We start from the raw sequence: 24638 nt of genomic DNA on the forward strand, positions 1-24638 counted from the left end.
CGTTTGGCCGATGGAATTGGAATTGGGAAGCGCTATGCCGTGGCGATGACTGGCCCGCTCCCCCGTTCCGAAGTGCCGACGCCGGCGCTGATCCTCGATCGCCCCGCGCTGGAGCGCAACATCGCCGCGATGGCTGCCTTCGCCGCGGCGCAGGGCGTCGCGCTGCGGCCGCACGCCAAGACTCACAAGAGCGCGGACATCGCGCTGCGGCAGATCGCTGCGGGCGCCGCGGGCATCTGTTGCGCCAAACTCGCCGAAGCCGAGGCGCTGGCCGAAGCGGGGGTCGCAAGCATCCATCTGACCTCGCCCGTGGTGGCGCCCGGGGCGATCGCACGGCTGGCGGCGCTCCATGCGCGAATCGCGCTGTCGGTGGTGGTTGACCACCCCGACAATGCGCGGGCGCTGGGCGCCAGCACGAACGGGCTGACGGTGTTCATCGATGTCGACCCGGGCAGCCACCGCACCGGGGTGACCTCGCCGGCGGCGGCGGTCGCGCTCGCCAAGGCCATCGCCGCGACCGGCACGCTGCGGCTGGGCGGAGTCCAATATTATTGCGGCTCGCACCAGCATATCCCGAGCCTCGCCGAGCGGCGCGCGGCGATCGTCGAACGCACCGACTATCTCGGCACCGTGCTGGCGGCGCTGCGCGACGCGGGGTTCGACGCGCCGACCGTGACCGGCGGCGGCACCGGCACCTTCGCGATCGACGCTGCGCTGGGCGTGTTCACCGAGCTGCAGGTCGGCTCGTACGTCTTCCTCGACCGCGAATATATGGATTGCGAGCTCGCCGGTCCGCGCTTCGAGCCGGCCCTGTTCGTCGACGCGACGGTGGTCAGCGCCAACACGCCCGGCATGGTGACGATCGATTCGGGGCTCAAGGCCTTCGCCACCGATGCCGGCGTGCCGGCGGTGCATGCCGGCGCCCCGGTTGCGAGCCGCTACGCCTTTACCGGCGACGAGCATGGCGCCTTGCTCGGCGAGAACCTGCCCGGATTGGGCGCGCGCGTCACGCTGATGCCGCCGCATTGCGACCCGACGGTCAACCTCTACGATCGCTATCACCTGCTCGACGGCGACACGATCTCCGGTACCTGGCCGGTGACCGCGCGCGGCCGATCGACCTGAACGATCGCATCGCTGCGGTATCTTTACCCTTTCGGATTTATCGAGGCGATCGTCGGGGCACATCGGGGCGCCGCAAACCTGCGAGGGATCATGCGCTTCTATCTCGCCAGCTCTTTTCTGTTTCCGCGCAGCTTCCGGCTGCGCCTTTTCGCGATCTGCTTCGTGGCCACGCATGTGCCTTTGCTCGCTTATGTCGGCTGGGGTGCGGCGACCGGGCGGTTGACCCTCGCCGAATTCCTGCTTCTGCTGGTCGCGACCGTGATCGGGATGACGGTGGCCTTGTTCGGGATCGGCGCGATGCTGGGTCCGCTCCATGTCGCGCAAGGCGCGCTCGCCACGCTCGAGCAGGGCAACGCCGTCGCGCCGCTCCCCGAGGGCGGCGAGGATGTGATCGGCAGCCTGCTCGGCAGCGTCAACCGCGCGGCGAGCGCCGCCGAGGCGCGGATGCGCGCGCTCGATCTGGCGTCGAAGGAGGATATGCTCACCGGCGTCCGCAACCGGCGCGGCTTCATCGCCGACATTGCCGATTTCCTCCCCGAGGAACGGCGCGGCACGATCGCGCTGATCGACCTCGACCAGTTCAAGGCGGTCAACGATCGCTTCGGCCATGACGAGGGCGATCGGGTGCTCCGCGATTTCGCCGCGCGGCTCTCGTCCGAGCTGCGCCGCGGCGATCTCGTCGCCCGCTGGGGCGGCGAGGAATTCGCGGTGCTGTTCCGCGGCGCGACCGAGGAGGAAGCAGGACGGGTGCTCGCGCGCGTCGGCCAGCGCCTGATCGCGACGCCGGTCATCGTGCGCGACGGGCAGGCGCTGACTTTCTCGGCCGGCATCTGCCGCTTCGGCGGCGAGGCGCTCGACGACGTGCTCCTCTGCGCCGACAAGGCGCTCTACGAAGCCAAGGAAACCGGCCGCAACCGCATCGTCCGCGCCAATCGGAGCGGCCAGCCGGCGCTGCCGCTCGGCTGAGCAAAGCGTCGACACGGGGCTTCGACACGGGGCCAAGCTGGGATAAGGGCAAGGGATGACCGATCTTCCCAAGCCCCCCAAAGCCGCCACGCGTCCGCACAGTTTCTCCGCACATGGCGTCACGCTCGACGATCCCTGGGCATGGCTGCGCGACCCCGGCTATCCCGACGTCACCGACAAGGACGTGCTCGCCTATCTCGAGGAGGAGAACGCCTATTTCGAGGCGGTGATCGCGCCGATCAAGCCGCTCAGCGAACGGCTGTTCGAGGAGATGCGCGGGCGGATCAAGGAGGACGAATCGACCGTTCCGCAAAAGGACGGCGACTGGCTCTACTGGACCGACTACGAGACCGGCGGCGAATATCCGCGGCTGTGGCGCAAGCCCGTCGCCGGCGGGGACGACCAGTTGATCCTCGACGAGCCGGCACTCGCCGCGGGCAAGGAATATTTCCGGGTCGGCGCGGTCACCACCAGCGAGGACGGCACGCTGATGGCGTGGTCGAGCGACGATGACGGTTCGGAACGCTACACGATCCGCTTCAAGGATCTCGGCGGCGGCGAGACGATCGGCGAGAAGATCGAGGGCGCCGCCGGCAAATGGGGCGACGTCTCGATCGAAGGCACGATCGGCAACATCGTGTTCACCGCCAAGGGCGACGCCATCCTCTACGGCGTGACCGACGAGAATTGGCGGACCCGGACGATCAAGCTGCACCGGCTGGGTACCAGCCCGGCGGACGACGTCACGGTCTATTTCGAGGAGGAGCTCGGCTTCTCGGTCGGGGTCGAATTGAGCAGCGACCGAAAATGGATCCTGCTCACCACCAGCGATCACGAGACCAGCGAGATCCGGCTGTATCCGGCCGATAACCCCTTGGCCGAACCGATCATGGTCAGCCCGCGCAAGCAGGGCCGCGAATATGACGTCGATCTGCACGGCGACACGCTGTTCATCCACACCAACGACACCGATCCGCAGTTCCGGCTGGCGACTGCGCGCCTGGACAATCCCGGCGAATGGGCCGAGCGGATCGGCGCTTCGCCGCATTTCTACATGACCGGCGTGGCATGCTTCGCCGATTTCTTCATCGTCGAGGGGCGCGAGGACGGGCTCGATCAGGTCGAATTGCACCGCTACGATCCCGCGGTCGCGCCGGTGCGGCTGAAATTCCCCGAGGCGAGCTACGTCGCGGGGCTCGGCGACAATCCCGAATATGCCGTCGACAAACTGCGGCTGAGCTACGAATCGATGGTCACGCCGGGCACGGTGCAGGAATATGACGTCGCCACCGGCGCGATCACGACGCTCAAGGTGCAGGAGATCCCGAGCGGCTATGACGGGGCGAAATATCGCACCGAACGGCTGAAGATCGCGGCGCGCGACGGGACCGAGGTTCCGGTGTCGATCGTCTATCCGAAGGACTTTCCGCGCGACGGCAGCGGCAAGCTCTATCTCTATGCCTATGGCGCCTATGGCTATGCGATCCCGCCGGGTTTCTCGACCAGCCGGATGTCGTTCCTCGATCGCGGCATGGCCTTCGCCATCGCGCATATCCGCGGCGGCGACGATCTCGGCCAGACCTGGTATCACGACGGCAAGCTCGAAAAGCGGACCAACACCTTCAACGATTTCGTCGATGTCGCGAAGGGGCTCGTCGCACGCGGCTTCACGCACCGGGGCGGCATCGCGATCGCCGGGCGTTCGGCCGGTGGCGAGCTGATGGGCGCAGTGATCAATTCCGACCCCGACCTATGGGGGGCGGTGGTCGCCGACGTGCCGTTCGTCGACGTGCTCAACACGATGCTCGACGAGAGCCTGCCGCTGACGCCGGGCGAATGGCCCGAATGGGGCAATCCGATCGAGGATCCCAGGGCCTTCGAACTGATCCGTTCCTATTCGCCCTACGACAATGTCCGGGCGCAGGATTACCCGCCTCTGTTCATCTCGGGCGGGCTCAACGATCCGCGGGTGACCTATTGGGAGCCGGCCAAATGGGCGGCGAAGCTGCGCGCCACCAAGACCGACCAGAATGTGCTGGTGCTCAAGACCAATATGGGCGCCGGGCATGGCGGCAAATCGGGCCGCTGGGAGAGCCTGAAGGAATCTGCCGACGAGATGGCGTTCGTGCTGTGGCAGCTGGGCGTGGAGAGGTAGTGCCGCACCGGAAGTTGCGCCGAAGTTGTCAAAGTATCGGGTCTGCGCGCAATGGGCCCGCGTCGCAACTTCGCAACATGCTGATTCATTGGGAAAAGCACCGGCTGCGCGCGCGCCTTTCGGGAGCGATGCGACGCGCTGGCGTCCATGACGCGCCACCGACGCGCCGGTCTGGCGACACCAGGGTCACACTGGGGCGACGGTCGTGCGACATCGGGGCACACGCACGCGACGGCCGCGCGACACCAGGGGCACAGTGGTGCGGCCGTCATGCGTCGCCAAGGTCACGGTGCGCGCTTTCCCCGGCTGCGCAGAGAGGATCCGACGATTTCAAAGAACGAACGGCAAGGGCGGCCCGGAGGCAAGCAGATGAAATCCTGGTTTACAAGGGCGGGGTGGTGCTTTGGTTGGGGCGCGGACCATCTCGGATTGGGCCGAGACTTGTTCTGGAATCTCCCTTTCCTCTTGATCCGGGGAGGAGAGGGAAACTTGCCAGCTTGTGGGCTCTTGTTGGCCAGCTTCGCCTAGAGATGGGTAGAGCGGAGCTCCGCTCCGCGCGGCCGCTTTGCGGCCGCACCCCCTCACCCAACTCCGACTAAGGCCCAGCTAGGCCGGACCCAAGTCTGCGCGACCCTCTACCCCTTGCAGGGGGCGAGGGAAGGTTGGGCTGCATATCGATGCCCCTAACGCCGCGCGCGCTCGGCCAGCCGGGTTTCGCGGTGGCAGGTGTGACAGAAAGCGAAGTCGAATATCTCGCTGAGCGCCCAGGCCTGGCTTTCCAGGTTCCATTCCGCCCAGGCGTCGCGCGTCACCGCCACGCTGCCGCAGCGTTCGCACGCATATTCTACCCGAGGAGTGCCGCCTTCTGCCACGGGCGCATCGTGGCACGGTTCGCGTCCGCTTCGGAGCGAACTGTATCCGTAATGGAGGTGTCTGTCCGGCCGACCGCGGATACCTTTTGGTTACCGTGCCGCGCCTAGCCTAGCGGAATGCGGCACTCTCCCGATTTCCACCGGCAGATACGCCGCACGCGCTGGCGCCGCCGCGCCCGTTTCGACTTCCGGATGGCCCTGGTGGCGGTGATCTTCGTCGGCGGCGTGGCCGGGCTGCGGCTGGGCGGCGAATGGCGCCGGCCGACCGATGCGGCGCCGGCGCTTCCCGAATCGGTCGACCCCTGGGCCGAATCGCGCAGATCAGCCGAATTGCTCAAGGGCCAGGAAGGTCCGCCGCCGCGGATCGAAATTACCGAAGGGCGGGGCGGGGCTTCCGCATCCGGGCGCGTCTCGGCGCGGTTCGGCTTCTGCCACAGCGGCGGGGGCACCAATTGCGTGGTCGACGGCGACACCGTCTGGATGCAGGGCGAGCGCATCCGCATCGCCGATATCGACGCGCCCGAGACCCATCCCCCACGCTGCGCCGAGGAGGCGAAGCTCGGCAGCGCGGCGACCGAACGGCTGCAGGCGCTGCTCAATCAGGGCCCGGTGACGCTGGAGATCGCCGACCGCGATACCGACCGTTACGGCCGCAAGCTGCGCATCATCTCCCGAGACGGCCGGTCGCTAGGCGCGCAGCTGGTCGACGAAGGCCTGGCGCGGCGCTGGACCGGACGCCGCCTGCCCTGGTGCTGAAGATCAGCCGCGCGGCTGCTGATCGGCGGGAACCGGCGTGAGCTCGTAAATGTCCATCTGCCGGTCATTGGTTCCGGCGACGGCCAGCCGCCAGCGGAAGCCGCCGACGCGCTCGACCACGCCGACCATGTCGCGCGCAGGCTCGTTGCCATAGCCGAGCGAATTGTCGCCGGCCCGGCGCTGGCGGGCGCCCAGAAACACATAGCGCTTGCCGTCCGGGTAGAAATAGCCGGCAGCCGGATCGCTGCCGGTCTGCTTGACGAAGGCGATCCCGTCGGCCGTCCCCGAGATGAAGCAATAGTCGCTCGTCGAGCTGCGCGCGGTCGCGGAGCCGCGCGGCGGCGTGCGCAGCCGCACGACGCGGCAGCGATACGAGCCGGGGGTGAGGCTGGGCAGGTCGAGGCCGGCGTCGGGATCGACCAATTTGCCCTGCGCGGTCCGGACGCGGGGCGGCAGCTTCGCGTGCAGGCCGTTCCAGCTCGCGCGCAGGCCGTCGAGCCGCGCCTCGTCCTCAGGGGTGATGGAGGCCCGCCATGCGGGAGTCTCTTCGATCGTGACGGTGCTGACCAGTACCACCTGCGGCGGGGTCTTGGCCGCGCAGGCGCCGAGTGTTGCACACATGATAAGCGTGGCGATGCGCCGGTACATTGGCCACCCTCCGATCAACATCCGAATTGTCGAAAACTCTTGCCGAAAGATGAACGCGATACGTTAACGAACCGTAAACGGCACGTACCATATTGCGCTGCAGCAAGAAATGGGGATGCGATCGCTCTCCGCGCTTTTCGAGCAGGCGACGGCGCGAAAAGCTTATTCGGCGGCGCGCGCCTCGGGCTCGTCTTCGGCGATGTCCTCGGGCAGCGCCCAGACCAGGTCGCCCTTCTGGAGTATGCGGCCGTCATGCGCCTGCACGGTCACCGGTGCGATCGGGCGACGGTCCCGCGCGTCGACCAGCACTGGAAAGGCGGGGACGCAGGTGGCCCAGCGCTCGCCCCATTGCCGCAGCGCGATCATCGTCGGGAGCAATGCATGGCCTTTGTCGGTGAGGCGATATTCGATCTTGCGCCGGTCCTCGGGGCAGGGGCGCCGCTCGAGAATGTCCTTGTCGACCAGCCGCGCGAGCCGATTGGCGAGGATGTTCCGCGCGATGCCGAGCTCGGACTGGAATTCCTCGAAATGATGGAGGCCGTTGAACGAGCCCCGCAGGATCAGGAAAGACCAGCGCTCGCCCATCGCTTCCAGCGCGGCCGGAAGGCTGCACTCTTTCGCCAGCTCGCGCAGCGTCTCTCGGACCGCACCACCCATGACTGAAAACCTTACTCCAATTCGCCGGTGCAAGAAACAGCATAACACATTGCAACGCAGCAATAGTTTCTTGTTGCAACTTACCTTCTTGTCAATTAGGTATTGATTCGCAACTGATGTTGCAAGCAGAAGTTCCCCAGGAGGACGACATGACCCGTTATCTTGCCGTCGCGGCAGCTGCCGCGGCCACGCTGGCGCTCACCCCCGCGACCGGCTTCGCCCAGACCGCGCGCGGTTATTATGCCGCCACGCCGGTGACTTCGCCCGAAAAGAACAGCCTCGTCACGCGTTCGACGATCTGGAAGTGCGGCGAGGGCGTGTGCGTCGCGTCCAAGGCCAATGCCCGCGACAACATCGTCTGCGAACTCGTCGCCCGCGAAGTGGGCCAGCTCCAGTCGTTCCGCGCCAACGGCGCCGATTTCGATGCGGACGCGCTCGCCAAGTGCAACGCAAAGGCGCGCTAGGCCGCGAAAAACATTGCAATGCAGCAGCACGGGGCGCCATCTAGGCCCCGTGCTGCGTCAATATGAACTCGTAGATCGGGTCCTTTCCTACGATCCCCAGGCCGATGAGGCGCTGCTCAACCGCGCTTATGTGTTCTCGGTCAATGCCCATGGCAGCCAGAAGCGCGCGAGCGGCGATCCCTATTTCAGCCACCCGATCGAAGTCGCCGGCATCCTGACCGACCTGCACCTCGACGACGAGACGATCGCGACGGCGATCCTTCACGACACGATCGAGGATACCGTCGCGACGCCCGAGGAGATCCAGCGACTGTTCGGCGACAATGTCGCGCGGATGGTCGACGGAGTGACCAAGCTCTCCAAGATCGAGGCGCAGACCGAGAGCGAGCGCGCTGCGGAGAATCTGCGGAAATTCCTGCTGGCGATGTCCGACGACATCCGCGTGCTGCTGGTCAAGCTGGCCGACCGGCTTCACAATATGCGCACGCTCCATCACATCAAGAATCCGGACAAGCGCAAGCGCATCGCCCGCGAGACGATGGACATCTATGCCCCGCTCGCCGAGCGGATCGGCATGTACGAGTTCATGAAGGAGATGCAGACGCTCGCTTTCAAGGAGCTCGAGCCCGAGGCATATGAGAGCATCACCAAGCGGCTCGAAAGCCTGTCGGTGGAAGGCGAGGACCGCATCGCCAAGATCGCGTCGGGACTGAAGCTGCTGCTCGCGCGCGGCGGAGTGGACGCCGAGTTGTCGGGGCGCGAGAAGCATCCCTATTCGATCTGGAAGAAGATGTCCGAGCGGCACGTGTCGCTCGAGCAGCTTAGCGACGTGATGGCCTTTCGCGCGATCGTCGAGTCCGAGGAGGAATGCTACCGTGCGCTCGGAGTGATCCACCGCCGCTGGCCGATGGTGCCGGGGCGGTTCAAGGATTACATCTCGACGCCCAAGCGCAACGGCTATCGCTCGCTCCACACCACGATCATGCATGCCGGCGACACGCGGGTCGAGATCCAGATCCGCACCCGCGACATGCACGCCCGCGCCGAGTTCGGACTCGCCGCGCATTGGGCGTACAAGCAGGATGCGGTGCGCCCCGACACCCAGGTCAGCTGGATCCGCGACCTGATCGAGATCCTCGAACATGCCGAAAGCCCCGAGGAACTGCTCGAGCATACCCGGATGGCGATGTACCAGGACCGGATCTTCGCCTTCACTCCCAAGGGCGAACTGATCCAGCTGCCCAAGGGCGCGACGCCGATCGACTTCGCTTATGCCGTCCATACCGATCTCGGCGATCAGGCGGTCGGCGCCAAGGTCAACGGCAAGGTGGTGCCGCTGCGTACCGAGATCGAGCAAGGCGATCAGGTCGCGATCCTCCGGTCGAAGGCGCAGCAGCCCCAGGCCAATTGGCTCAACTTCGCGATCACCGGCAAGGCGCGCGCGGCGATCCGCCGTCACATCCGTCACAAGGAGCGCGACGAGACCGTGGCGCTCGGCCACAAGCTCTATGACGAGATCGTCGCGCGACTGCCCACCCCGGCCGGCGAAGGCGCGCTCAAGGACGCGCTCAAGCGGCTCAAGCTGGCCGACGAGACCGCGTTGATGGAGGCGATCGCCCGCCGCCAGCTCACCGACGCGCAGGTGATGGAAGCGGTGATGCCCGGCTCGACCGACGGGGTCGAACATGAAATGCCGAGCCAGGCGCGGGCGATCGACATCAAGGGGCTCACTGCCGGAGTGGCGTTCAACTTCGCCGAGGATTGCCGCCCCGTCCCCGGCGACCGCATCGTCGGGGTGCGCCGCGCGGGCGAGCCGATCGAGGTCCATCGCATCGATTGCGCCGGGCTGGCCGACACCGACGACGAGGATTGGGTCGATCTCACCTGGGGCGACAAGGCCGAGGGCGGGATCGCGCGGATCGCGGTCACGCTCAAGAACGAGCCCGGCGCGCTCGGCGCGGTAGCGACGCTGATCGGTGGGCAGAAGGCCAATATCCTCGGCCTGCGCATGGACAATCGCGACACCACCTTCCACACCAACGCGATCGACCTCGAGGTCCGCAACGCCACCCATCTGATGCGCCTGCTCGCCGCGCTGCGCGCCGCCGACGTGGTGAATTCGGTCGAGCGGGTTTAGGGCTGGAGACTCCCCACCCGGCTCGCAGGGAGGGGTTGGGAGTGGGTGCGCGCGTCTGCGCGCCTAAAGAGTCGATCGCCCGGCATCAAGCGGCGGCCGGGACATCGAGCCCCGTCCGACGCTCGACCCACCCCCGCCCCAGCCTTGCAGGGAGGGGATAAGCATCGCTCAGCCCCCGGCCGCCCTGGTCGCCTGATCCATCAGCGCTTTGGCGGTGCGGATCGCATCGGCTTCGCTGGTCTTGCCCGCCTGGATCTCGTCGGCGATCTCGAGCACCCGGCCGCTGATCACCGTGCCGTGATCGGCCTCCTCGGTGATGCGCACGCCGCCCTTGGCCGCGGCGATGCGGTCCCATTCGGCGCGGATCGCGGCCCAATAGCCCTTGGTCGCGGCCCAATAGTCCTCGGCCGCCTTCACCTCGAACCCGTCATTCCTGGTGTAGCTGTTGAGGACATATTCCTGGACGATCGGCGTCAGCGCGCCGCTCACTTCGCCCATCTTGAGATTGTCCTGCCAGTGGATCCAGCCGGCGGGGGACAAGGCATGGCGGTTGATCCCGAGATAGCGGTCATAGACCGGCCCGCGGATCGCGTCGCGACGGGCGAGCGGGCGCCAGCTCTGCCCCGACTGCCAGCGGCGCACCCCGCCGACGCTTTCCCATTTGCCCCAGCCGCCGTAGCGCGGGCTGTCGTCGACCTGATAGACGGTCTGCGACCAGACGCCCTTGCGCGCCTCGGGCGAGAGCGCGGTCCAGCGCCACGCATCCGGCCCGGCATAGGTCAACACGCGAGCGGGCTCATATTCCCAATCCTGCCGCCAATGCTTGATCACCATCGGCTTGCCGCCGGCATCGACGACGAGCAGATGCTGGAGCCGGATCACCCGGCCATTGTCCTCGATCACCCGCACCGCCTCGAACCCGCCCGAGACCTTGGACGGAATCGGGGTGTAGTCGGCGCGCCACGGGGTCGCCTCCTGCATGTCGAACTTGACCTTGTAATTGCCCGCCATGCCGAGGATGTCGGCGCGATCGGCCTCGAACGATCCGGCCGGGGCGGCCAGGGGCACGGCTTGCGCGAAGGCCGGAAGCGGCGCGAGCACTGCCAGCGCGGCGGCGAAGCAAAGGCGTTTCATCGTCATTCCCCTCAGAAACGGACGCTCAGCGAGACGCTGCCATTGCGGCCCGGCTGGCTATAGGCATCCTTGATCGGCGAACTGTTGGCGAGGCCGCGGATATCGGCCCATTGCCAATATTTGCGGTCGGTCAGGTTGAAGACGCCCGCGCGCAGCGTCACGTCGGGCAGCACCCGCCAATATGCCGTGACGTCGAAGACCAGATAGTCGCCGCCGCGGAAGCAATTGGGCAGCGGCGCCGGAATCGTGGCGGTCGGCAGCGGATAGCAGGACGATCCCTGCGTCTCCTTATTCTTCTTTTGCCCGCCATAAGTGGCGGCCAGCCGCCCGCCAAAGGCGCGGCCCGGAGCGTCATAGCCGAGCCCCAGCACGGCGCGGAACGAATCGATCGACTGGAGCGGAGACCTGGCGCCGGTTCCCGACACCGCCGAGCCATCGGCATAAGCGAGCGCCAGCGTCGCGCTGACGCCGGGTGTCGGGCGCACTTCGCCGCGCGCCTCGAACCCGCTCACTTCGGCGCCGGTCAAATTCACCCATTGATAGATCCACGGATTGCCGGGTGTCGGGAAGGGAAGGCCGGTGGTTTCGACCTGCTCGATGAAATCCTGATATTCCGAATGGAAACCGGTCAGGTCGAGCGAGGCCCATTTGCCGGCGAAGCGCAGCCCGCCTTCGATGCTGCGGCTGGTCTCGGGGCGCAGATCGGGGTTGGGGATGCTGATATAGCCGACCGGCGGATTCTCGAAGAAATTGTTCACCTGGGAGGGCGAGGGCGCCTTGAAGCCCTCGGCATAATTGGCGAACAGCCGGAACGCCTCGCCGAGCCGCAGCACCGCGCCGAGCTTGGGCGAGACACGCGATCCGTCCTGCGCGGCGCCATGGAAGGTCGGCAGCAGCGGGTCGTTCTCGGGCTCGAGATCATAGGCGTCGAAGCGCAGCGCCGGGTAGAGCGTGAGCGGCCCGAGCGCGACTTCGCCCGACACGAACAGGCCCGCCAACATGAAATCGGTCTCGGGAAAGGCGCGGGTGGGAAAGGTCTCGCCTGCGGGCGGAACCACGCCGTCGCGCAGCCCCTTTTGACGGGTGAAGCTGATGTCGCCGCCGGCGACCAGCCGCACCCCGCCCACGCCGCCGCGGATTTCGGCGGCCGCGCCGTAGACGCGATTCTCGAAGGTGTTGAGCCGTTCGCGGTCGGCCGCGGGGGTGCGGTCCTCGTCGGTGAACTGGCGATCCTCGGAATCCTGCCAATAGGCGGCGACATGGGCATAATCGATCGCGCCATCGCCCTGCCACGTCCAGTCGCCCGAGAACCGCTTGCGCTTGCCGGTGTCGCGGCCGCGGAGCAATTCGACCGAGGGGGTCAGCCCGCTCAGCACGTCGCTGGTCAGGAGCGTGTCGAGATATTCGCCGGTCAGGCGGAATTTATGACTGCCGAGCGCATAGACGATCCGGCCGAGCAGGGCGTTCGAGCGGCCGTCCTGCGGATTGGGCTCGGTGCGCAGTCCGCCGGTGCCGCCGACGGTTCCCTTGTTGTCGAGTTCGGACCAGTCGCGACGGGTGTACGCGAGCATCGCCGACAGGTCGCCGCTGCGGCCGGCGAGGATCGCGGTCTCGCTGAACTCGTTGTCGGCCGAACTCCACGCGGCGCGCGCCAGCCCGCCGATCGCCTTGCCGCCCGGCAGGAAGTCGATCGGATCGCTGGTGACGAAGCTCACTGCGCCCGCCAGACCATCGCTGCCATACAGCGCCGAGGCGGGGCCGCGCAGGATCTCGACCGATTTGACCAGCCCGAGATCGACATAGTCGCCGCGCCCCGCCGCCTGCGCGCCGAAGGCGAAGCCGTCGGGCATGCGCACGCCGTCGACCTGCATCAGCACGCGATTGCCGCCAATACCACGGATGACGAAGCCTTCATTGCCGGCGCGCCCGGTGGCGCCGAGCGCGGCGCCGAAGCGCGCCGGGCCGCGCGGCACGGTGATGCCGGGTTCGAAGCGAACCAGATCCTTGATGTCGGTCGCCAGCTCGTCGGCGATGCGGCGTTCGTCGATCACGGTGACGGTCGCCGGCGCGTCGACGGTGGCGAGCGGCTGGCGCGTCGCGGTGACGGTGATCGGGCGCGGATCGACCACTTCCTCGCCCTGCGCCGACCCGCCTTGCGTCCCGTCTTGGGCGAACGCCGGCGCCGCCATGGCGCACGCCAGAACGCTGATCCCCGTTGCCCACCGCTTCATTTCCGCCCTTTCGCTACTGCGACTGACTCGCATTATCTGCGGGGTAGGAAGGTTGCCGTTCGGGGTCAACCCCGTAACGAGCGTAGATCGCGGTCCGGGGCGCAGCCGATTTTCATGTGACGCCAGAGCAACAGCGCGTTACAGCGGCCGATCATGAAGAGGCCCAAGCTTTCCATCGTCGTCCCCTGCTACAATGAAGAGGCGTGCCTCGAGATGCTGCACGGCCGCATTTCGGCAGCGGCGCAGGCCAGTGTCGGGCAGGATTACGAGATCGTCCTGATCAATGACGGCTCGCGCGACGCGAGCTGGAAAGTGATGCAGCGGCTGTCGGAAGGCGATCCGCACCTCGTGGCGATCAATCTCTCGCGCAACCATGGTCATCAGCTCGCGCTCACTGCGGGGCTCGATCTGTGCGCCGGCGAGGAGATATTGATCATCGACGCCGATCTGCAGGACCCGCCCGAATTGCTGACCGACATGCGCGCGGCGATGAAGAGCCAAGGTGCCGACGTCGTCTATGCGGTGCGCCGCAAACGCGACGGCGAGACGATCTTCAAGAAGATCACCGCGGCCTTCTTCTATCGGATGCTCGATCGGATCACCGACACGCCGATCCCGCTCGACACCGGCGATTTCCGGCTGATGACCCGGCGCGCGCTCGATGCGTTCCTCTCGCTTCCCGAACAGGCGCGCTTCATCCGCGGGATGGTCGCATGGATCGGATTCAAGCAGGTGCCCTTCCCCTATGACCGGCACGAGCGCCACGCCGGCGAGAGCAAATATCCGCTCGCCAAGATGATCCGCTTCGCGCTGGACGCGATCACCGGCTTCTCGACCGCGCCGCTGCGCTTCGCCAGCCATGTCGGGCTGCTGCTCACCGGCGCCTCGGCCTTGCTCGTGCTCTACATTCTGGTCGGCTGGCTGTTCGGCGCGGCGATCCCCGGCTGGACCTCGCTGATGCTCGTCGTCGTCGTGCTCGGCGCGGTGCAGATGTTCGTGCTCGGGATGATCGGCGAATATCTCGGCCGGCTCTATGTCGAGTCGAAGCGGCGGCCGCTCTATCTGGTTGCCGACGTCGCCGGACCGGTGCGCGGGCATGCGTCGCTGGGGTATCGCTTCGAGGATTCGGGCGAAGTCAGTGTTTCGCCGCAGACCGTGCGGAGCGAGGCGGAGTAATTCCCCTTCCGCTTGCGGGAGGGGTTAAGGGAGGGGCTGGCCTCTTCACGATACTTCGTAATATTGGCACGTCCTTCCCCGACCCCTCCCGCAAGCGGAAGGGGAGCGCGTGGGGCACGTTTCGCGTTACTTCTTCGAAGCCAGCGCGATCAGCGACAGTCCGGGCGGCAGCGGCATCCGCCCGACCATATGCCGCTCGAGCCGGAAAATGCCTTCGAACAAGGTGTTGAGCGGCCTGGGCGGCGGCGAATCGTCGCTGTCGTCCTTGCCCATCAATTTGCCGGCGAAGCGCGCCGCGACCGCGACCGGGAAGAGCAGCGAGTTGAAATAGCCGAGCTTGCGACCCTGCAGTCCCGATTTCGCGAGCAAGGCGGCGAACCCCGATTTCGAATAGCGGCGCTTGTGGTGATTCACCACGTCGTGCGCGCTCCACATCCATTGGTGTGCCGGAACCGTGATAAGGATCTTGCCGCCCGGCTTGAGCGCCGCAGCGATCGCCTTCAATGCCGCGACATCGTCTTCGACATGCTCGATCACGTCGAGCACCGCGACCAGATCATAGCTGCCCGGAGCGACGCCGTGGAGCTCGGGAAGCGGCGCGGTGCCGACCGGCTTGCCGAGACGCTCGCTGGCCTTGGCGCCGGCGGTCTCGTCGATCTCGATCGCATCGATCTCGCCGAACCGCGCGAGCATCGGCAGATTGTGCCCGGTGCCGCAGCCGATCTCGAGGATCCGCGCATCTTTCGGCAGATCGCCCCAGCGCGTCAGATAATCGGCGAGGATGTCGCGGCGCGCGCGGTACCACCAATGGGTGGTGTCGTGCGCGGCCATGCGTTCGTAGACGATGCGGTCCATGTTACCCGAATACCCAGATGCGATTGAGCGCGAAAGTGATCAGCGGCGTGACGAACAGGATCGGGATCAGCGGCCACCACCACGGTCCGGCGAGCACCGCATCGTCGGTCAGCAGCCAGACGAAGAAGGTGTTGAGTCCATAGCTCACCAGCGAGACGAGGAAGAAGCGCCAGCTCGTCTGCGCCGCCTCGGCATTATGGCCGCGGAAGCTCCATTTGCTGTGGAGCAGATAGCCCGACAGCATCGCGACCAGATAGCCGCAGATATTGGCGACCTGCTCCGAGGTGATCTTGAACGCGGCGAGCGGCGAATAGACGAGCGTGTAGAGCGCGGTGGTGATTCCGCCGGCGATGCCGAAACGGATCAGCTGGCCGAGCACGCCGCTGGCCATCAGAGATTCCATTCGATGCAGGAATGCGGTCACTAGTCTAGCTTGCCCTCGCGCAGGGCGCCGCCCTAATGCGGAGCGCGGAGCGAGGGAAGTCATTTTGAAGCTGAGCGGATTAAGCGGGTTACGCCCGAAGGAAGAGCTCGACCGGCGTTGGCTGGCGGGGATGCTGATCTTCTGGCTGGGCGTGGTCGCCTGGTATCTGTGGCAGCGCCAGGGCAATATCCACTGGCTCGCGCTCGGCGACACCGACGACAATATGCGGCTGATGCAGGTCCGCGCCTTGCTCGCCGGGCAGGGCTGGTACGATCTGCGCCAATATCGGCTCGATCCGGCGATGGGCGGGTTCGACATCCACTGGTCGCGCATCATCGATTTGCCGATCGCCGGGCTGATCCTGGCGCTCAAGCCGTTCCTCGGCACCGCGGCTGCAGAGAAATGGGCGTGCGGACTGGCGCCGTTGCTGCCGCTGGCGGTGACGATGACCGGGCTCAGCCTCACTGTCCGCCGGCTGGTCGCGCCGCAGGCCTGGGCGCTGGCGCTGATCATCCTGATGGGCTGCACCTCGACCATGCTGATGTATGCGCCGCTGCGCGTCGATCATCATGGCTGGCAGCTCGCCTGTCTCGCGCTGACCGTCGCGGGCCTCGCCGACACGCGGCGCGCGCGCGGCGGCGCGACCGTCGGGCTGTCGAGCGCGCTGTCGCTCACCATCGGGCTCGAGATGCTGCCTTATTGCGCGATGGCGGGGGCGATCATCGCGCTGCGCTGGGTATGGGATGCGGGCGATGCCCGGCGGATGCAGGTCTATGGCCTCAGCCTCGCGGGCGGTTCGGCGCTCGGCTTCGCGCTGTTCGCGTCGAACGCCAATCAGGCGCTGCGCTGCGACGCGCTGACGCCGGTGTGGCTGACCGTGATGGTCGCGGCGGGGACCTTGCTGTTCGCATTGTCGCTGCCGAGCCTCGGAAACCGCTGGATCCGTCTTGCGCTGGCCGCGGCGGCAGGCGGCGCGATCGTCGCGGGGTTCGTTTTGCTCTTCCCGCAATGTCTCGGCCGCCCCGAAATGGTCTCGGACGAACTGGCGCGGACCTGGCTCAACAATGTCCGCGAGGCGCGGCCGATCTACCGCCACCCGTTCAAGACCGGCTTCCCGATCGCCGCTCTGCCGGTGATCGGCATCCTCGGCGCCTTGGTCGCGACATGGCGGGCGCGGCGCAGCGAAGCGGCGGTGGCGTGGGCGGCGATCGCCCTGTTCACTGCGTTCGCCGCGGCGATGCTGCTCTGGCAGATCCGCGCCGGACCCGCCGCGCAGATGCTCAGCGTGCCGGGCGCGACCGCGCTGGCATGGCTGGTGGTGCCGTGGTTCCTGAGCCGCTCGTCGATGCTGGTCCGCGTGTTCGGATCGGCGATCGCGTTCCTGATCGTCTCGGGGCTGTTCGCGGGTCTCGTCTTGCCCTGGCTGCCGGCGGACAAGGGCAAGCCGGGCAAGACCGGCCCCGACAAGGTCGCGCAAGCCAATGCCGCCTGCGCGCGGGTAACGTCGCTGCGGCCGCTCGACGCGATCCCCAGGGCGATCCTGTTCAGCCATGTCGACATGGGGCCGCGGCTGATCACGATCACCCATCACGACGGAATTGCCGGCCCCTATCATCGCAACGGCGACGCGATCCTCGCGGTGCACCATGCCTTTACCGGCCCGGCGAGCGGCTTTCGGCCGATCGCGGCGCGGCACAAGGCGCGCTATCTGCTGATCTGCCCGAACATGGCCGAGACGACGGTCTATCGCTCGCGCAGCCCGAACGGCTTCTATGGGCAGCTGCATCGCGGCGAGGTGCCCAACTGGCTCGAGCCGGTCGCGCTGCCGGCAAAGTCGCCGTTCCGGCTGTGGCGGATCCGCTACGACCTGCCCGACGTACCGGTCAGTGCCCCGAAAGCGCCGCCCCGGCGCTGAAACTCGCGCGGATCCCGTCGATGACGAATTGCGCGGCGAGCGCGGCGAGGAGGACGCCGAGCAGCCGCGACACCACCGCCTCGATCTTGGCGCCGACGACGCGCATGATCGGGCCGGCGATCAGCAAGGCGAGCAAGGTCAGCGCGAGGATCGACGCCATCGCCGCGAGCACCACCGCCGAGCTGGCGAGCCCGTTCGACTGCGACATCAACAGCATCACCGAGGCGATCGACCCCGGCCCGGCGATCATCGGCATCGCCATCGGGAAGATCGAGATGTCGGCGATCTCGTCGGCCTTGATCTTCTCGGCGCGGTCCTCGCGACGTTCGGTGCGCTTCTCGAACACCATTTCGAGCGCGATCAGGAACAGCATGATCCCGCCGGCGATGCGGAAGGCATTGAGGCTGATGCCGAGCGCGCGCAGCAACGCCTCGCCGAACAGAGCGAAGCCGAACAGGATCGCCGAGGCGACGAGCACCGCGCGCACCGCCATGGCACGGCGGTGCGCCGCGCTCGCGCCGGTAGTGAGCCCGGCAAAGATCGGCGCGCAGCCCGGCGGATCGATCACCACGAAAAAGGTGATGAAGGCGGAGATGTAGAGCTCGATCATTTGGGGGCCGCGACTTCGTCGGAGACGACCCGGACGAAATCGCGGCCATCCCAGGTCGATGCGCTGAAGGTTCGCGCGCCGGCAGAGGTGACTTTCCAGCCCCAGCTGAGCGAGCCGTCGGGCGATTGATCGCCTCCGGTTTTGACGCCAGGCTCCGGGAAGGCCGGGGTGGAGGACATCAGCATCTGCTCGCACGACGCCCTGGTGCGCCGCGGCTCGGACGGCCGGGGCCGCGGCTTGTCGAGCGTGTCGCCCGCGTCAACCAACCATTTCCAGCCGCCATCGGTCTGCTTTTGCCAGACGGTGGTGAAATAGCCGACCGACCCGTCGGGCCGGTTCCAGCCGCCGGTGCTGACCGCTGCCTTGCCGTCGCACGATTCGTAGATCTCCGTCGGCCACCATTCCACCGACCGCGGCGGATCCTTGCGGTCCTTCAACCACTCCTGCGCCTTGACCGGCTCGGGCACGAACATCGTGGCGGTGTCGGCTGCGAATGCGCGAAACGCGGTCCATTGCCCCTTTTCCTGCGCCATGGCGTTGAAGGCGCGTTCGGCGTCCATCGCGGTCTGCGGCGCGGCGGCTTGCAGGAGGAGCAGGGCCAGCATCAGATCTCCTTCTCGTCGAGCGCGACTCCCTCGCGGCGGTGCGCGGCCACCAGGGTATTGCGCAGCAGCACCGCGATGGTCATCGGGCCGACCCCGCCGGGCACCGGGGTGATCGCCCCCGCCACGCTCGCGGCGCTGTCGAAATCGACGTCGCCGGTGAGGCCGTTCTCGGTTCGATTGATGCCGACGTCGATCACGGCGGCGCCGGGCTTGAGCCACTCGCCCTTGACGAAGTGGGCGCGCCCGACCGCGGCGACGACGATGTCGGCGTGCTTGAGATAGTGCGGCAGGTTCTTCGTGCGCGAATGGGCGACGGTGACGGTGCAGCTCTTCGCAGTCAGCAGCGCCGCCATCGGCTTGCCGACGATGTTCGAACGACCGACCACCACGGCGTCGAGCCCCGAAAGATCGCCCAGCCGGTCTTCGAGCAGCATCAGGCAGCCGAGCGGGGTGCAGGGGACGAAGCCGGGCAGTCCGGTGGCGAGGCGGCCGGCATTGACCGGGTGGAAGCCGTCGACATCCTTGTCGGGGTCGATGCGCAGCAGCACTTCGTCGGCATCGAGATGCGCGGGCAACGGCAATTGGACGAGGATGCCGTCGACGACGGGATCGGCATTGAGCTGGTCGACCAAGGCCAGCAACGTCGCCTGATCGGTGTCGGCGGGGAGCCTGTGCTCGAAGCTCTCCATTCCCGCTTCGCGGGTCTGCTTGCCCTTGGAGCGGACATAGACCGCCGATGCGGGATCCTCGCCGACCAGCACCACCGCCAGCCCGGGCGCGCGGCCCGTCGTCTGCCGGAATGCGGGAACCCGTTCGGCAAGCCGGGCGCGAAGCCCCGCCGCGAATGCCTTGCCGTCGATCAATGCTGCGCTCATGGCTCGCGTCCATAGAGGCTGGCGGCGATCTTCGCCAGCGCATGCGCGTCGCCGGCGATCGCGAGCCGCTTGAGCCGGGCAGTGTCGCCGGCGATCAAGGTCACTGCGCGCTTCGGAACGCCGAAAGCCTTGGCCACCAAAGGCGCCAGCGCCGCGTTCGCCGCGCCTTCGACGGGCGCCGCCGCCAGCCGCGCGGCGAAATGCTCCGCGGTGCCAGCGGCGAAATTGTCGCGGGACGCGCGCGGCGTCACCCGCACGGCGATTTCGATCCCGTCGGGGCGCAGCGTCCAGGCCGCGCCCGCGCGGCTCAGAGCGGCGCGCCGATCGCGATGCGGTAGAGCGCGGGCATCACTGCCTGCTGCAGGATCAGCAGGATCACCAGCACCACCATCGGCGAGAGATCGAGCCCGCCGAAGTCGGGCAACACCCGCCGGATCGGACGGTAGATCGGATCGGTCATCGTTTTCAGCGCGCGCCAGATCGCACCGACATATTCGTTGTGGGTGTTGATCACGTTGAAGGCGATCAGCCAGGACAGGATAGCCTGGACGATGATGATCCACCAGATGACCGTCAGGATGATCTGGAGGATGTCGAGGATCAGGATCAAACCCGGTGCTCCGAAAGAAGTGATTGGTGCCTAGATAGCGCGTGGATCAGGCGTGGACCAGCGTGCCGGCGCCGCGCCGCGTGAAGATTTCGAGCAGCATCGCATGCGGCACGCGTCCATCGAGGATCACCGCCGCATCGACTCCCGCCTCGACCGCGGCGACGCAGGTCTCGACCTTGGGGATCATGCCCCCCGAGATGGTGCCGTCGGCCTTGAGCGCGGCGATGCCCGCGGGATCGAGGTCGGTCATCAGCTCGCCCGATTTGTCGAGCACGCCCGCCACGTCGGTGAGCAGGAAGAAGCGTTTGGCGCCGCATGCCCCGGCGATCGCTCCGGCCATGGTGTCGGCGTTGATGTTGTAGGTGTGGCCGTCGGTGCCGAGCGCGATCGGCGCGACGACCGGGATGAAGCCCTGCGCCGCGAGCGACTTCAGGATCGAGGCATCGACCGCGACCGGCTCGCCGACAAAGCCGAGATCGACATGACGCTCGATTCCGCTGAGCGGATTGGGATCGCGGCCCCGCACCTTCTCGGCAGTGACGAGCGCGGCGTCCTTGCCCGAAATGCCGACCGCCTTGCCGCCGGCCTGGCCGATCCAGCCGACGATTTCCTTGTTGATCGATCCGGCGAGGACCATCTCGGCGATCCGCGCGGTTTCGGCATCGGTGACGCGCAGGCCGCCGACGAACTGCGATTCGACGCCGAGCCGCTTGAGCATTGCGCCGATCTGCGGCCCGCCGCCATGGACGACGATCGGATTGATCCCGACGGCCTGGAGCAAAACGACATCCTCGGCAAAATCGCGCGCGAGTTCGGGATCGCCCATCGCGTGGCCGCCATATTTCACGACGAAGGTCGCGCCGGCGTAGCGCTGCAGATAGGGCAAGGCCTCGGTGAGCGTTTCGGCCTTGGCGAGCAGCGCGGGATCGGGTGCGTTATCGGTCATCGCGCGCCCTTAGGGCAAAGTTGCCGTTGCCCCAAGCCCGTCGGAGCGCCCGGTCCTTCAGAGCGAACGCCGGCGATCGAGCGAGCGGCCGAGGCCGACGAAGAAATAGATCAACGGCGGTACCAGCACGAGGCTGAGCACCACCTTGGTGAGCATCTGGCCGACGAGCAATTCGGAGATCGGAAACACGCCGTAAAAAGCGATGGTGATGAAGATCAATGTGTCGGCGATCTGGCTGAGCATGCTCGCGATCGCCGCGCGCAGCCACAGCATCCGTCCGCCGCCGCTCTTGAGCGCGCTGAAGATCGTGACGTTGAGGATCTGCGAGATGCCATAGGCGACGATTCCGCCCAGCCAGATCCGCGGCGTGCCCGACATCATCAGCTCGAAGGCATGCAGCCGATCGGGTTCCATGCTCGGCGAAGCCGGCAGAGCGAGCACCAGCAGCGAGAGCAAAACCGACGTGACCAGCGGGACGAAACCCCACAGCACCAGCCTTCGTGCGGTTTCCGGTCCGTTGAGCTCGGCAACCGCACTCGACACCGCGACCAGCAAGAGGAAGGCGAATATCCCGGCCTCGACTGCGAGCGGGCCGATTCCGACCCAATTGCCGATCTGCGAAATCGGCCCGAGCGACACCTGCTTGTTGCCGAGCACGCCGGCGATGCAGACCATGCCGCCGTAGAAAATCGAGAGAAAGAACAGCGAGCGCGTGATGTTGGGCCGGATTTCCATCGGCGGACGCTAGCGGCAAACCGGGCGGCGGGAAAGATGCCGCGGTCCCTCTGGTCTGATCGCACGCAGCGTGTATGCTCGCGGTTTTGCTGGCCAAATCGGGGAGCCGGCTCGGGGGCGCGGACCAGCGGATGACTCAGTTTCCGATCGGGATTTTCGGCATCATGGCGATTCTCGCCATCGCCTGGCTGCTTTCGAGCAACCGGCGCGCGATCCGCCTGCGCGTGGTCGGGGCGGCATTCGCGCTGCAGGCCGGAGTCGCCGTGCTCGTGCTGCGTACCAGCTGGGGCCAGGCGGCGCTGCACAGCCTGTCGAACGGCGTCTCCGCATTGCTCGGCTATGCCGGCGCCGGCACCAGCTTCCTGTTCGGCCCGCTCGCCAAACCCGAATTGGGCGGTCAGAGCTTCGCGATCGCCGCGCTGCCGGTGATCATCTTCTTCGCGGCCCTGGTGTCGATCCTCTACCATCTCGGCGTGATGCAGTTCGTCATCCGCTGGATCGGCGGGGGAATCGAGAAAGTGGTGGGGACGACCAAGGTCGAATCCTTGTGCGCCGCCGCCAACATCTTCGTCGGGCAGAGCGAATCGCCTTTGGTCATCCGTCCCTATCTGGCACGGCTGACGCCCTCGCAGCTGTTCGCGGTGATGACCGTCGGCATGGCCGGCGTGGCCGGCACCATCCTCGCGGCCTATGCCAGCCTGCTCGGTCCGCAGGCGCTCCCCTATCTGCTCGCCGCTTCGTTCATGGCGGCGCCTGGCGGCCTGCTGATGGCCAAGATCATCATGCCCGACGACCTCGCGTCGGCGAACGGCGAACTGCCGCTCGGCGACGATCCCGAGGACGAAGCGATCAAGGTCGCCGAGCACGATCTGGAGGAGGAGCGCGCCGCCAATCTGATCATGGCCGCGGCGACCGGCGCGTCGACCGGCGTCAAGATCGCCGTCGCGGTGGGCGCGATGGTGCTGGCTTTCGTCGCACTGGTCGCGCTCGCCAACGGGTTGCTCGGCGGCGCGGGCAACTGGATCGTCTATGCCAGCGGTAATGCCGAATGGGCGCAATGGTTCAAGGATCTCAGCTTCCAGCGCATCATCGGCACTGTGTTTGCGCCGGTGATGTATCTGCTCGGCATCTCGTGGCACGATGCGGTCGAGGCGGGCGGGCTCTTCGGCACCAAGGTCGTGCTCAACGAGTTCGTCGCGTTCATCGATCTCGGCACCATGAAGGATCTCGCCCCGCGCACCGTGGCGATCGTCACCTTTGCGCTATGCGGTTTCGCAAATTTCAGCTCGATCGCGATCCAGATGGCCGCGACCGGCAGCCTCGCGCCCAACCAGCGGCCGATGATCGCCAGGCTGGGGGTCCGCGCGCTGATCGCGGGGAGCCTCGCGAATCTGATGTCGGCGGCGCTGGCGGGATTGCTGCTTCCGTGAAGATGATGCGCGTGATCGGCGCGGGGCTGACTGCGTTCGCCGCGGCGCCGGCCCTGGCCTGTCTGCCGCCGCCGCCCGGCACGCCGACACCGCCGCCGCCCGGCGAGCCGCAGCTTGCCGAACTGACCTTCCGCGGGGCGCGCGAGATCGTCGAGGGCGTGGTGATCGCGGTCCGCGCCGACGCGAGCGCCCGGTTCGAGATCCGGCACGTCTATAAGGGCACGCTTCGGCGCGGTGCGGTCCTCGATGTCCGATACCATGCCCCGATGCCCTGCGGAGCGCCGACTCCGCCGCCGCCGCGCAAGGGCGGACATGGCGTGCTCGCCTTCACCACCGAGCCGCAGATCGACTTCGTTCCGGCCGCGCTGGTCGACCGGATGATCGCCGACAAATGGATCGCGCCGGGCCCGCGCGACCGCCGGCCTCAGCGCGTCGGCACGGGCTCGGCGCCCGAATAATCGTAGAAGCCGCGCTTGGTCTTGCGGCCGTACCAGCCGGCCTCGACATATTTGACCAGCAACGGCGCAGGGCGGAACTTCGGGTCGCCGGTGCCTTCGAACAGCACCCGGGTGATCTCGAGACAGGTGTCGAGTCCGATAAAGTCGGCGAGGGTGAACGGTCCCATCGGATGATTGAGCCCGAGCTGGCAGGCGGCGTCGACATCGGGGATCGTCGCGACGCCCTCGCCCAACGCGAAACAGGCTTCGTTGAGCATCGGCATCAGCACGCGATTGACGATGAAGCCGGGGGCGTCGTTGGCATGGACGATCCTTTTGCCGAGCGACTGGCCGAACTTCTCGACCGCGGCAACGGTCGCATCCGATGTGGCGAGGCCGCGGATCAGTTCGATCAGCCCCATCACCGGCACCGGATTGAAGAAGTGCACGCCCATGAACCGGCTGGCATCGGGCGCGGCCTGGGCGAGGCGCGTGATCGGGATCGACGACGTGTTGCTGGCGAGGATGGCGTCGGGCCCCAACGCCTTGCCGACGGTCTCGAAGATCGTCCGCTTGATCGCCTCGCGCTCGGTCGCCGCCTCGATCACCAGTTCGCAGGAGGCCATGCGCGATACATTGTCGAGCGGCTGGATGCGGGCGAGCGCGGCCTCGGCCTCGGCAACGCCGATCTTTTCCTTCTCGACCTGCCGGGCGAGCTGCTTGCCGATCCCGGCCTTGCCCGCTTCGGCGCGGGCGAGGTCCACATCGGACAGCAATACGGTATAGCCCGCCTGCGCCGCGACCTGCGCGATTCCCGCACCCATCTGTCCCGCACCGATCACGCCTATCGTCTGCATCGTCCGTCTCCGTCGCTT

Annotated in this window: 25 protein-coding genes; 10 read left to right on the top strand and 15 right to left on the bottom strand. The window is 67.0% G+C overall.

The genetic code is table 11. The features are described 5' to 3' along the window. The first annotated feature begins 45 nt into the window (after window positions 1-45). The 3 genes from Q9Q95_RS18500 (at window position 46) to Q9Q95_RS18510 (ending at window position 4246) form a co-directional block, all read left to right on the top strand. A complete protein-coding gene (locus tag Q9Q95_RS18500; RefSeq protein WP_306098631.1) occupies window positions 46-1125 on the top strand; it encodes an alanine racemase in 1080 nt (359 codons plus the stop codon). A 90-nt stretch (window positions 1126-1215) separates the two neighbouring features. Next, window positions 1216-2091, top strand: a complete 876-nt coding sequence (locus Q9Q95_RS18505) for a GGDEF domain-containing protein (protein WP_306098632.1) — start codon at window positions 1216-1218, stop codon at window positions 2089-2091. 55 nt (window positions 2092-2146) lie between these two features. After that, the gene (locus Q9Q95_RS18510) at window positions 2147-4246 is read left to right on the top strand and encodes a S9 family peptidase (protein WP_306098633.1); all 2100 of its coding nucleotides are present in this window, start codon (window positions 2147-2149) and stop codon (window positions 4244-4246) included. A gap of 683 nt (window positions 4247-4929) precedes the next feature. Here Q9Q95_RS18510 and Q9Q95_RS18515 read toward each other — a convergent pair. Continuing rightward, window positions 4930-5058, bottom strand: a complete 129-nt coding sequence (locus tag Q9Q95_RS18515) for a hypothetical protein (RefSeq protein WP_276469522.1) — start codon at window positions 5056-5058, stop codon at window positions 4930-4932. 177 nt (window positions 5059-5235) lie between these two features. On the opposite strand from Q9Q95_RS18515, the gene Q9Q95_RS18520 reads away from it, so the two are divergent. Next, complete coding sequence (locus tag Q9Q95_RS18520; RefSeq protein WP_306098634.1) at window positions 5236-5874, top strand: thermonuclease family protein; 639 nt, start codon at window positions 5236-5238, stop codon at window positions 5872-5874. Between the two features lie 3 nt (window positions 5875-5877). Here the strand turns inward: Q9Q95_RS18520 and Q9Q95_RS18525 are convergent, their stop codons facing one another. Together Q9Q95_RS18525 and Q9Q95_RS18530 are read right to left on the bottom strand one after the other, a co-directional pair. Further along, window positions 5878-6522: a DUF4893 domain-containing protein gene (locus Q9Q95_RS18525; protein WP_306098635.1), complete on the bottom strand. Its 645-nt coding sequence runs from the start codon at window positions 6520-6522 to the stop codon at window positions 5878-5880. Window positions 6523-6684: 162 nt separating this feature from the next. Next, window positions 6685-7179: a helix-turn-helix domain-containing protein gene (locus Q9Q95_RS18530; RefSeq protein WP_306098636.1), complete on the bottom strand. Its 495-nt coding sequence runs from the start codon at window positions 7177-7179 to the stop codon at window positions 6685-6687. Between the two features lie 149 nt (window positions 7180-7328). Here Q9Q95_RS18530 and Q9Q95_RS18535 point away from each other — a divergent pair, with 149 nt between their 5' ends. Further along, entirely contained in the window at window positions 7329-7643 is a 315-nt protein-coding gene (locus Q9Q95_RS18535) for a hypothetical protein (protein WP_306098637.1), read from the top strand. A gap of 49 nt (window positions 7644-7692) precedes the next feature. Then, the gene (locus Q9Q95_RS18540) at window positions 7693-9780 is read left to right on the top strand and encodes a bifunctional (p)ppGpp synthetase/guanosine-3',5'-bis(diphosphate) 3'-pyrophosphohydrolase (protein ID WP_306098638.1); all 2088 of its coding nucleotides are present in this window, start codon (window positions 7693-7695) and stop codon (window positions 9778-9780) included. A 168-nt stretch (window positions 9781-9948) separates the two neighbouring features. Here Q9Q95_RS18540 and Q9Q95_RS18545 read toward each other — a convergent pair whose 3' ends face one another. Together Q9Q95_RS18545 and Q9Q95_RS18550 are read right to left on the bottom strand one after the other, a co-directional pair. Beyond that, window positions 9949-10920 carry a DUF6607 family protein gene (locus Q9Q95_RS18545; protein ID WP_306098639.1) on the bottom strand — a complete coding sequence of 324 codons (972 nt, stop codon included), beginning with the start codon at window positions 10918-10920 and terminating at the stop codon, window positions 9949-9951. A gap of 5 nt (window positions 10921-10925) precedes the next feature. After that, complete coding sequence (locus tag Q9Q95_RS18550; protein WP_306098640.1) at window positions 10926-13145, bottom strand: TonB-dependent receptor domain-containing protein; 2220 nt, start codon at window positions 13143-13145, stop codon at window positions 10926-10928. A gap of 153 nt (window positions 13146-13298) precedes the next feature. Here Q9Q95_RS18550 and Q9Q95_RS18555 point away from each other — a divergent pair, with 153 nt between their 5' ends. After that, window positions 13299-14321 (top strand): glycosyltransferase family 2 protein, encoded by a 1023-nt coding sequence (locus tag Q9Q95_RS18555; protein WP_306098641.1) that lies wholly within the window; start codon window positions 13299-13301, stop codon window positions 14319-14321. Between the two features lie 126 nt (window positions 14322-14447). On the opposite strand, the gene Q9Q95_RS18560 is transcribed toward Q9Q95_RS18555, so the two are convergent. Both Q9Q95_RS18560 and Q9Q95_RS18565 read right to left on the bottom strand, forming a co-directional pair. Then, window positions 14448-15176 carry a bifunctional 2-polyprenyl-6-hydroxyphenol methylase/3-demethylubiquinol 3-O-methyltransferase UbiG gene (locus Q9Q95_RS18560; protein ID WP_306098642.1) on the bottom strand — a complete coding sequence of 243 codons (729 nt, stop codon included), beginning with the start codon at window positions 15174-15176 and terminating at the stop codon, window positions 14448-14450. A gap of 1 nt (window position 15177) precedes the next feature. Beyond that, a complete protein-coding gene (locus tag Q9Q95_RS18565; RefSeq protein WP_306098643.1) occupies window positions 15178-15567 on the bottom strand; it encodes a GtrA family protein in 390 nt (129 codons plus the stop codon). Between the two features lie 163 nt (window positions 15568-15730). On the opposite strand from Q9Q95_RS18565, the gene Q9Q95_RS18570 reads away from it, so the two are divergent. After that, window positions 15731-17515: an AcrB/AcrD/AcrF family protein gene (locus tag Q9Q95_RS18570; protein WP_306098750.1), complete on the top strand. Its 1785-nt coding sequence runs from the start codon at window positions 15731-15733 to the stop codon at window positions 17513-17515. Here the strand turns inward: Q9Q95_RS18570 and Q9Q95_RS18575 are convergent. From Q9Q95_RS18575 to Q9Q95_RS18605, 7 genes are read right to left on the bottom strand one after another with little or no spacing between them, the layout of a single operon-like run. Next, window positions 17484-18125: a MarC family protein gene (locus Q9Q95_RS18575; RefSeq protein WP_306098644.1), complete on the bottom strand. Its 642-nt coding sequence runs from the start codon at window positions 18123-18125 to the stop codon at window positions 17484-17486. The two genes, Q9Q95_RS18570 and Q9Q95_RS18575, sit on opposite strands and share 32 nt — an antisense overlap. Continuing rightward, the gene (locus tag Q9Q95_RS18580) at window positions 18122-18730 is read right to left on the bottom strand and encodes a hypothetical protein (RefSeq protein WP_306098645.1); all 609 of its coding nucleotides are present in this window, start codon (window positions 18728-18730) and stop codon (window positions 18122-18124) included. Before Q9Q95_RS18580 ends, Q9Q95_RS18575 begins: the two co-directional genes overlap by 4 nt. After that, entirely contained in the window at window positions 18730-19605 is an 876-nt protein-coding gene (gene folD, locus Q9Q95_RS18585) for a bifunctional methylenetetrahydrofolate dehydrogenase/methenyltetrahydrofolate cyclohydrolase FolD (protein WP_306098646.1), read from the bottom strand. The genes Q9Q95_RS18580 and folD overlap by 1 nt, the downstream gene beginning before the upstream one ends. Further along, the gene (locus tag Q9Q95_RS18590; RefSeq protein WP_306098751.1) at window positions 19602-19916 is read right to left on the bottom strand and encodes a DUF167 family protein; all 315 of its coding nucleotides are present in this window, start codon (window positions 19914-19916) and stop codon (window positions 19602-19604) included. The genes folD and Q9Q95_RS18590 overlap by 4 nt, the downstream gene beginning before the upstream one ends. Further along, window positions 19913-20215: a YggT family protein gene (locus tag Q9Q95_RS18595; protein ID WP_306098647.1), complete on the bottom strand. Its 303-nt coding sequence runs from the start codon at window positions 20213-20215 to the stop codon at window positions 19913-19915. Before Q9Q95_RS18595 ends, Q9Q95_RS18590 begins: the two co-directional genes overlap by 4 nt. A 46-nt stretch (window positions 20216-20261) precedes the next feature. Next, window positions 20262-21161, bottom strand: a complete 900-nt coding sequence (gene argB, locus Q9Q95_RS18600; protein ID WP_306098648.1) for an acetylglutamate kinase — start codon at window positions 21159-21161, stop codon at window positions 20262-20264. 57 nt (window positions 21162-21218) lie between these two features. Continuing rightward, on the bottom strand, window positions 21219-21896 hold the full coding sequence (locus tag Q9Q95_RS18605; RefSeq protein WP_306098649.1) for a queuosine precursor transporter: 678 nt from the start codon (window positions 21894-21896) through the stop codon (window positions 21219-21221). A gap of 131 nt (window positions 21897-22027) precedes the next feature. Here Q9Q95_RS18605 and Q9Q95_RS18610 point away from each other — a divergent pair, with 131 nt between their 5' ends. Both Q9Q95_RS18610 and Q9Q95_RS18615 read left to right on the top strand, forming a co-directional pair. Continuing rightward, window positions 22028-23326 carry a NupC/NupG family nucleoside CNT transporter gene (locus Q9Q95_RS18610; protein WP_306098650.1) on the top strand — a complete coding sequence of 433 codons (1299 nt, stop codon included), beginning with the start codon at window positions 22028-22030 and terminating at the stop codon, window positions 23324-23326. Next, the gene (locus Q9Q95_RS18615) at window positions 23323-23784 is read left to right on the top strand and encodes a hypothetical protein (protein WP_306098651.1); all 462 of its coding nucleotides are present in this window, start codon (window positions 23323-23325) and stop codon (window positions 23782-23784) included. The genes Q9Q95_RS18610 and Q9Q95_RS18615 overlap by 4 nt, the downstream gene beginning before the upstream one ends. Here the strand turns inward: Q9Q95_RS18615 and Q9Q95_RS18620 are convergent. Next, window positions 23751-24620 (bottom strand): 3-hydroxyacyl-CoA dehydrogenase NAD-binding domain-containing protein, encoded by an 870-nt coding sequence (locus Q9Q95_RS18620; RefSeq protein ID WP_306098652.1) that lies wholly within the window; start codon window positions 24618-24620, stop codon window positions 23751-23753. The two genes, Q9Q95_RS18615 and Q9Q95_RS18620, sit on opposite strands and share 34 nt — an antisense overlap. Window positions 24621-24638: the final 18 nt, after the last annotated feature.

The sequence above is a fragment of the Sphingomonas sp. DG1-23 genome, from assembly GCF_030730875.1.
Classification (GTDB): Bacteria; Pseudomonadota; Alphaproteobacteria; order Sphingomonadales; family Sphingomonadaceae; genus Sphingomonas.

Bases quoted from the DNA above. Each gene is read 5' to 3' on its own strand.
- Q9Q95_RS18500 (WP_306098631.1), top strand. From the start codon at position 46: ATGACTGGCCCGCTCCCCCGTTCCGAAGTGCCGACGCCGGCGCTGATC.
- Q9Q95_RS18505 (WP_306098632.1), top strand. From the start codon at position 1,216: ATGCGCTTCTATCTCGCCAGCTCTTTTCTGTTTCCGCGCAGCTTCCGG.
- Q9Q95_RS18510 (WP_306098633.1), top strand. From the start codon at position 2,147: ATGACCGATCTTCCCAAGCCCCCCAAAGCCGCCACGCGTCCGCACAGT.
- Q9Q95_RS18520 (WP_306098634.1), top strand. From the start codon at position 5,236: ATGCGGCACTCTCCCGATTTCCACCGGCAGATACGCCGCACGCGCTGG.
- Q9Q95_RS18525 (WP_306098635.1), bottom strand. From the start codon at position 6,522: ATGTACCGGCGCATCGCCACGCTTATCATGTGTGCAACACTCGGCGCC.
- Q9Q95_RS18530 (WP_306098636.1), bottom strand. From the start codon at position 7,179: ATGGGTGGTGCGGTCCGAGAGACGCTGCGCGAGCTGGCGAAAGAGTGC.
- Q9Q95_RS18535 (WP_306098637.1), top strand. From the start codon at position 7,329: ATGACCCGTTATCTTGCCGTCGCGGCAGCTGCCGCGGCCACGCTGGCG.
- Q9Q95_RS18545 (WP_306098639.1), bottom strand. From the start codon at position 10,920: ATGACGATGAAACGCCTTTGCTTCGCCGCCGCGCTGGCAGTGCTCGCG.
- Q9Q95_RS18550 (WP_306098640.1), bottom strand. From the start codon at position 13,145: ATGAAGCGGTGGGCAACGGGGATCAGCGTTCTGGCGTGCGCCATGGCG.
- Q9Q95_RS18555 (WP_306098641.1), top strand. From the start codon at position 13,299: ATGAAGAGGCCCAAGCTTTCCATCGTCGTCCCCTGCTACAATGAAGAG.
- Q9Q95_RS18560 (WP_306098642.1), bottom strand. From the start codon at position 15,176: ATGGACCGCATCGTCTACGAACGCATGGCCGCGCACGACACCACCCAT.
- Q9Q95_RS18565 (WP_306098643.1), bottom strand. From the start codon at position 15,567: ATGGCCAGCGGCGTGCTCGGCCAGCTGATCCGTTTCGGCATCGCCGGC.
- Q9Q95_RS18570 (WP_306098750.1), top strand. From the start codon at position 15,731: ATGCTGATCTTCTGGCTGGGCGTGGTCGCCTGGTATCTGTGGCAGCGC.
- Q9Q95_RS18575 (WP_306098644.1), bottom strand. From the start codon at position 18,125: ATGATCGAGCTCTACATCTCCGCCTTCATCACCTTTTTCGTGGTGATC.
- Q9Q95_RS18580 (WP_306098645.1), bottom strand. From the start codon at position 18,730: ATGCTGGCCCTGCTCCTCCTGCAAGCCGCCGCGCCGCAGACCGCGATG.
- folD (WP_306098646.1), bottom strand. From the start codon at position 19,605: ATGAGCGCAGCATTGATCGACGGCAAGGCATTCGCGGCGGGGCTTCGC.
- argB (WP_306098648.1), bottom strand. From the start codon at position 21,161: ATGACCGATAACGCACCCGATCCCGCGCTGCTCGCCAAGGCCGAAACG.
- Q9Q95_RS18605 (WP_306098649.1), bottom strand. From the start codon at position 21,896: ATGGAAATCCGGCCCAACATCACGCGCTCGCTGTTCTTTCTCTCGATT.
- Q9Q95_RS18610 (WP_306098650.1), top strand. From the start codon at position 22,028: ATGACTCAGTTTCCGATCGGGATTTTCGGCATCATGGCGATTCTCGCC.
- Q9Q95_RS18620 (WP_306098652.1), bottom strand. From the start codon at position 24,620: ATGCAGACGATAGGCGTGATCGGTGCGGGACAGATGGGTGCGGGAATC.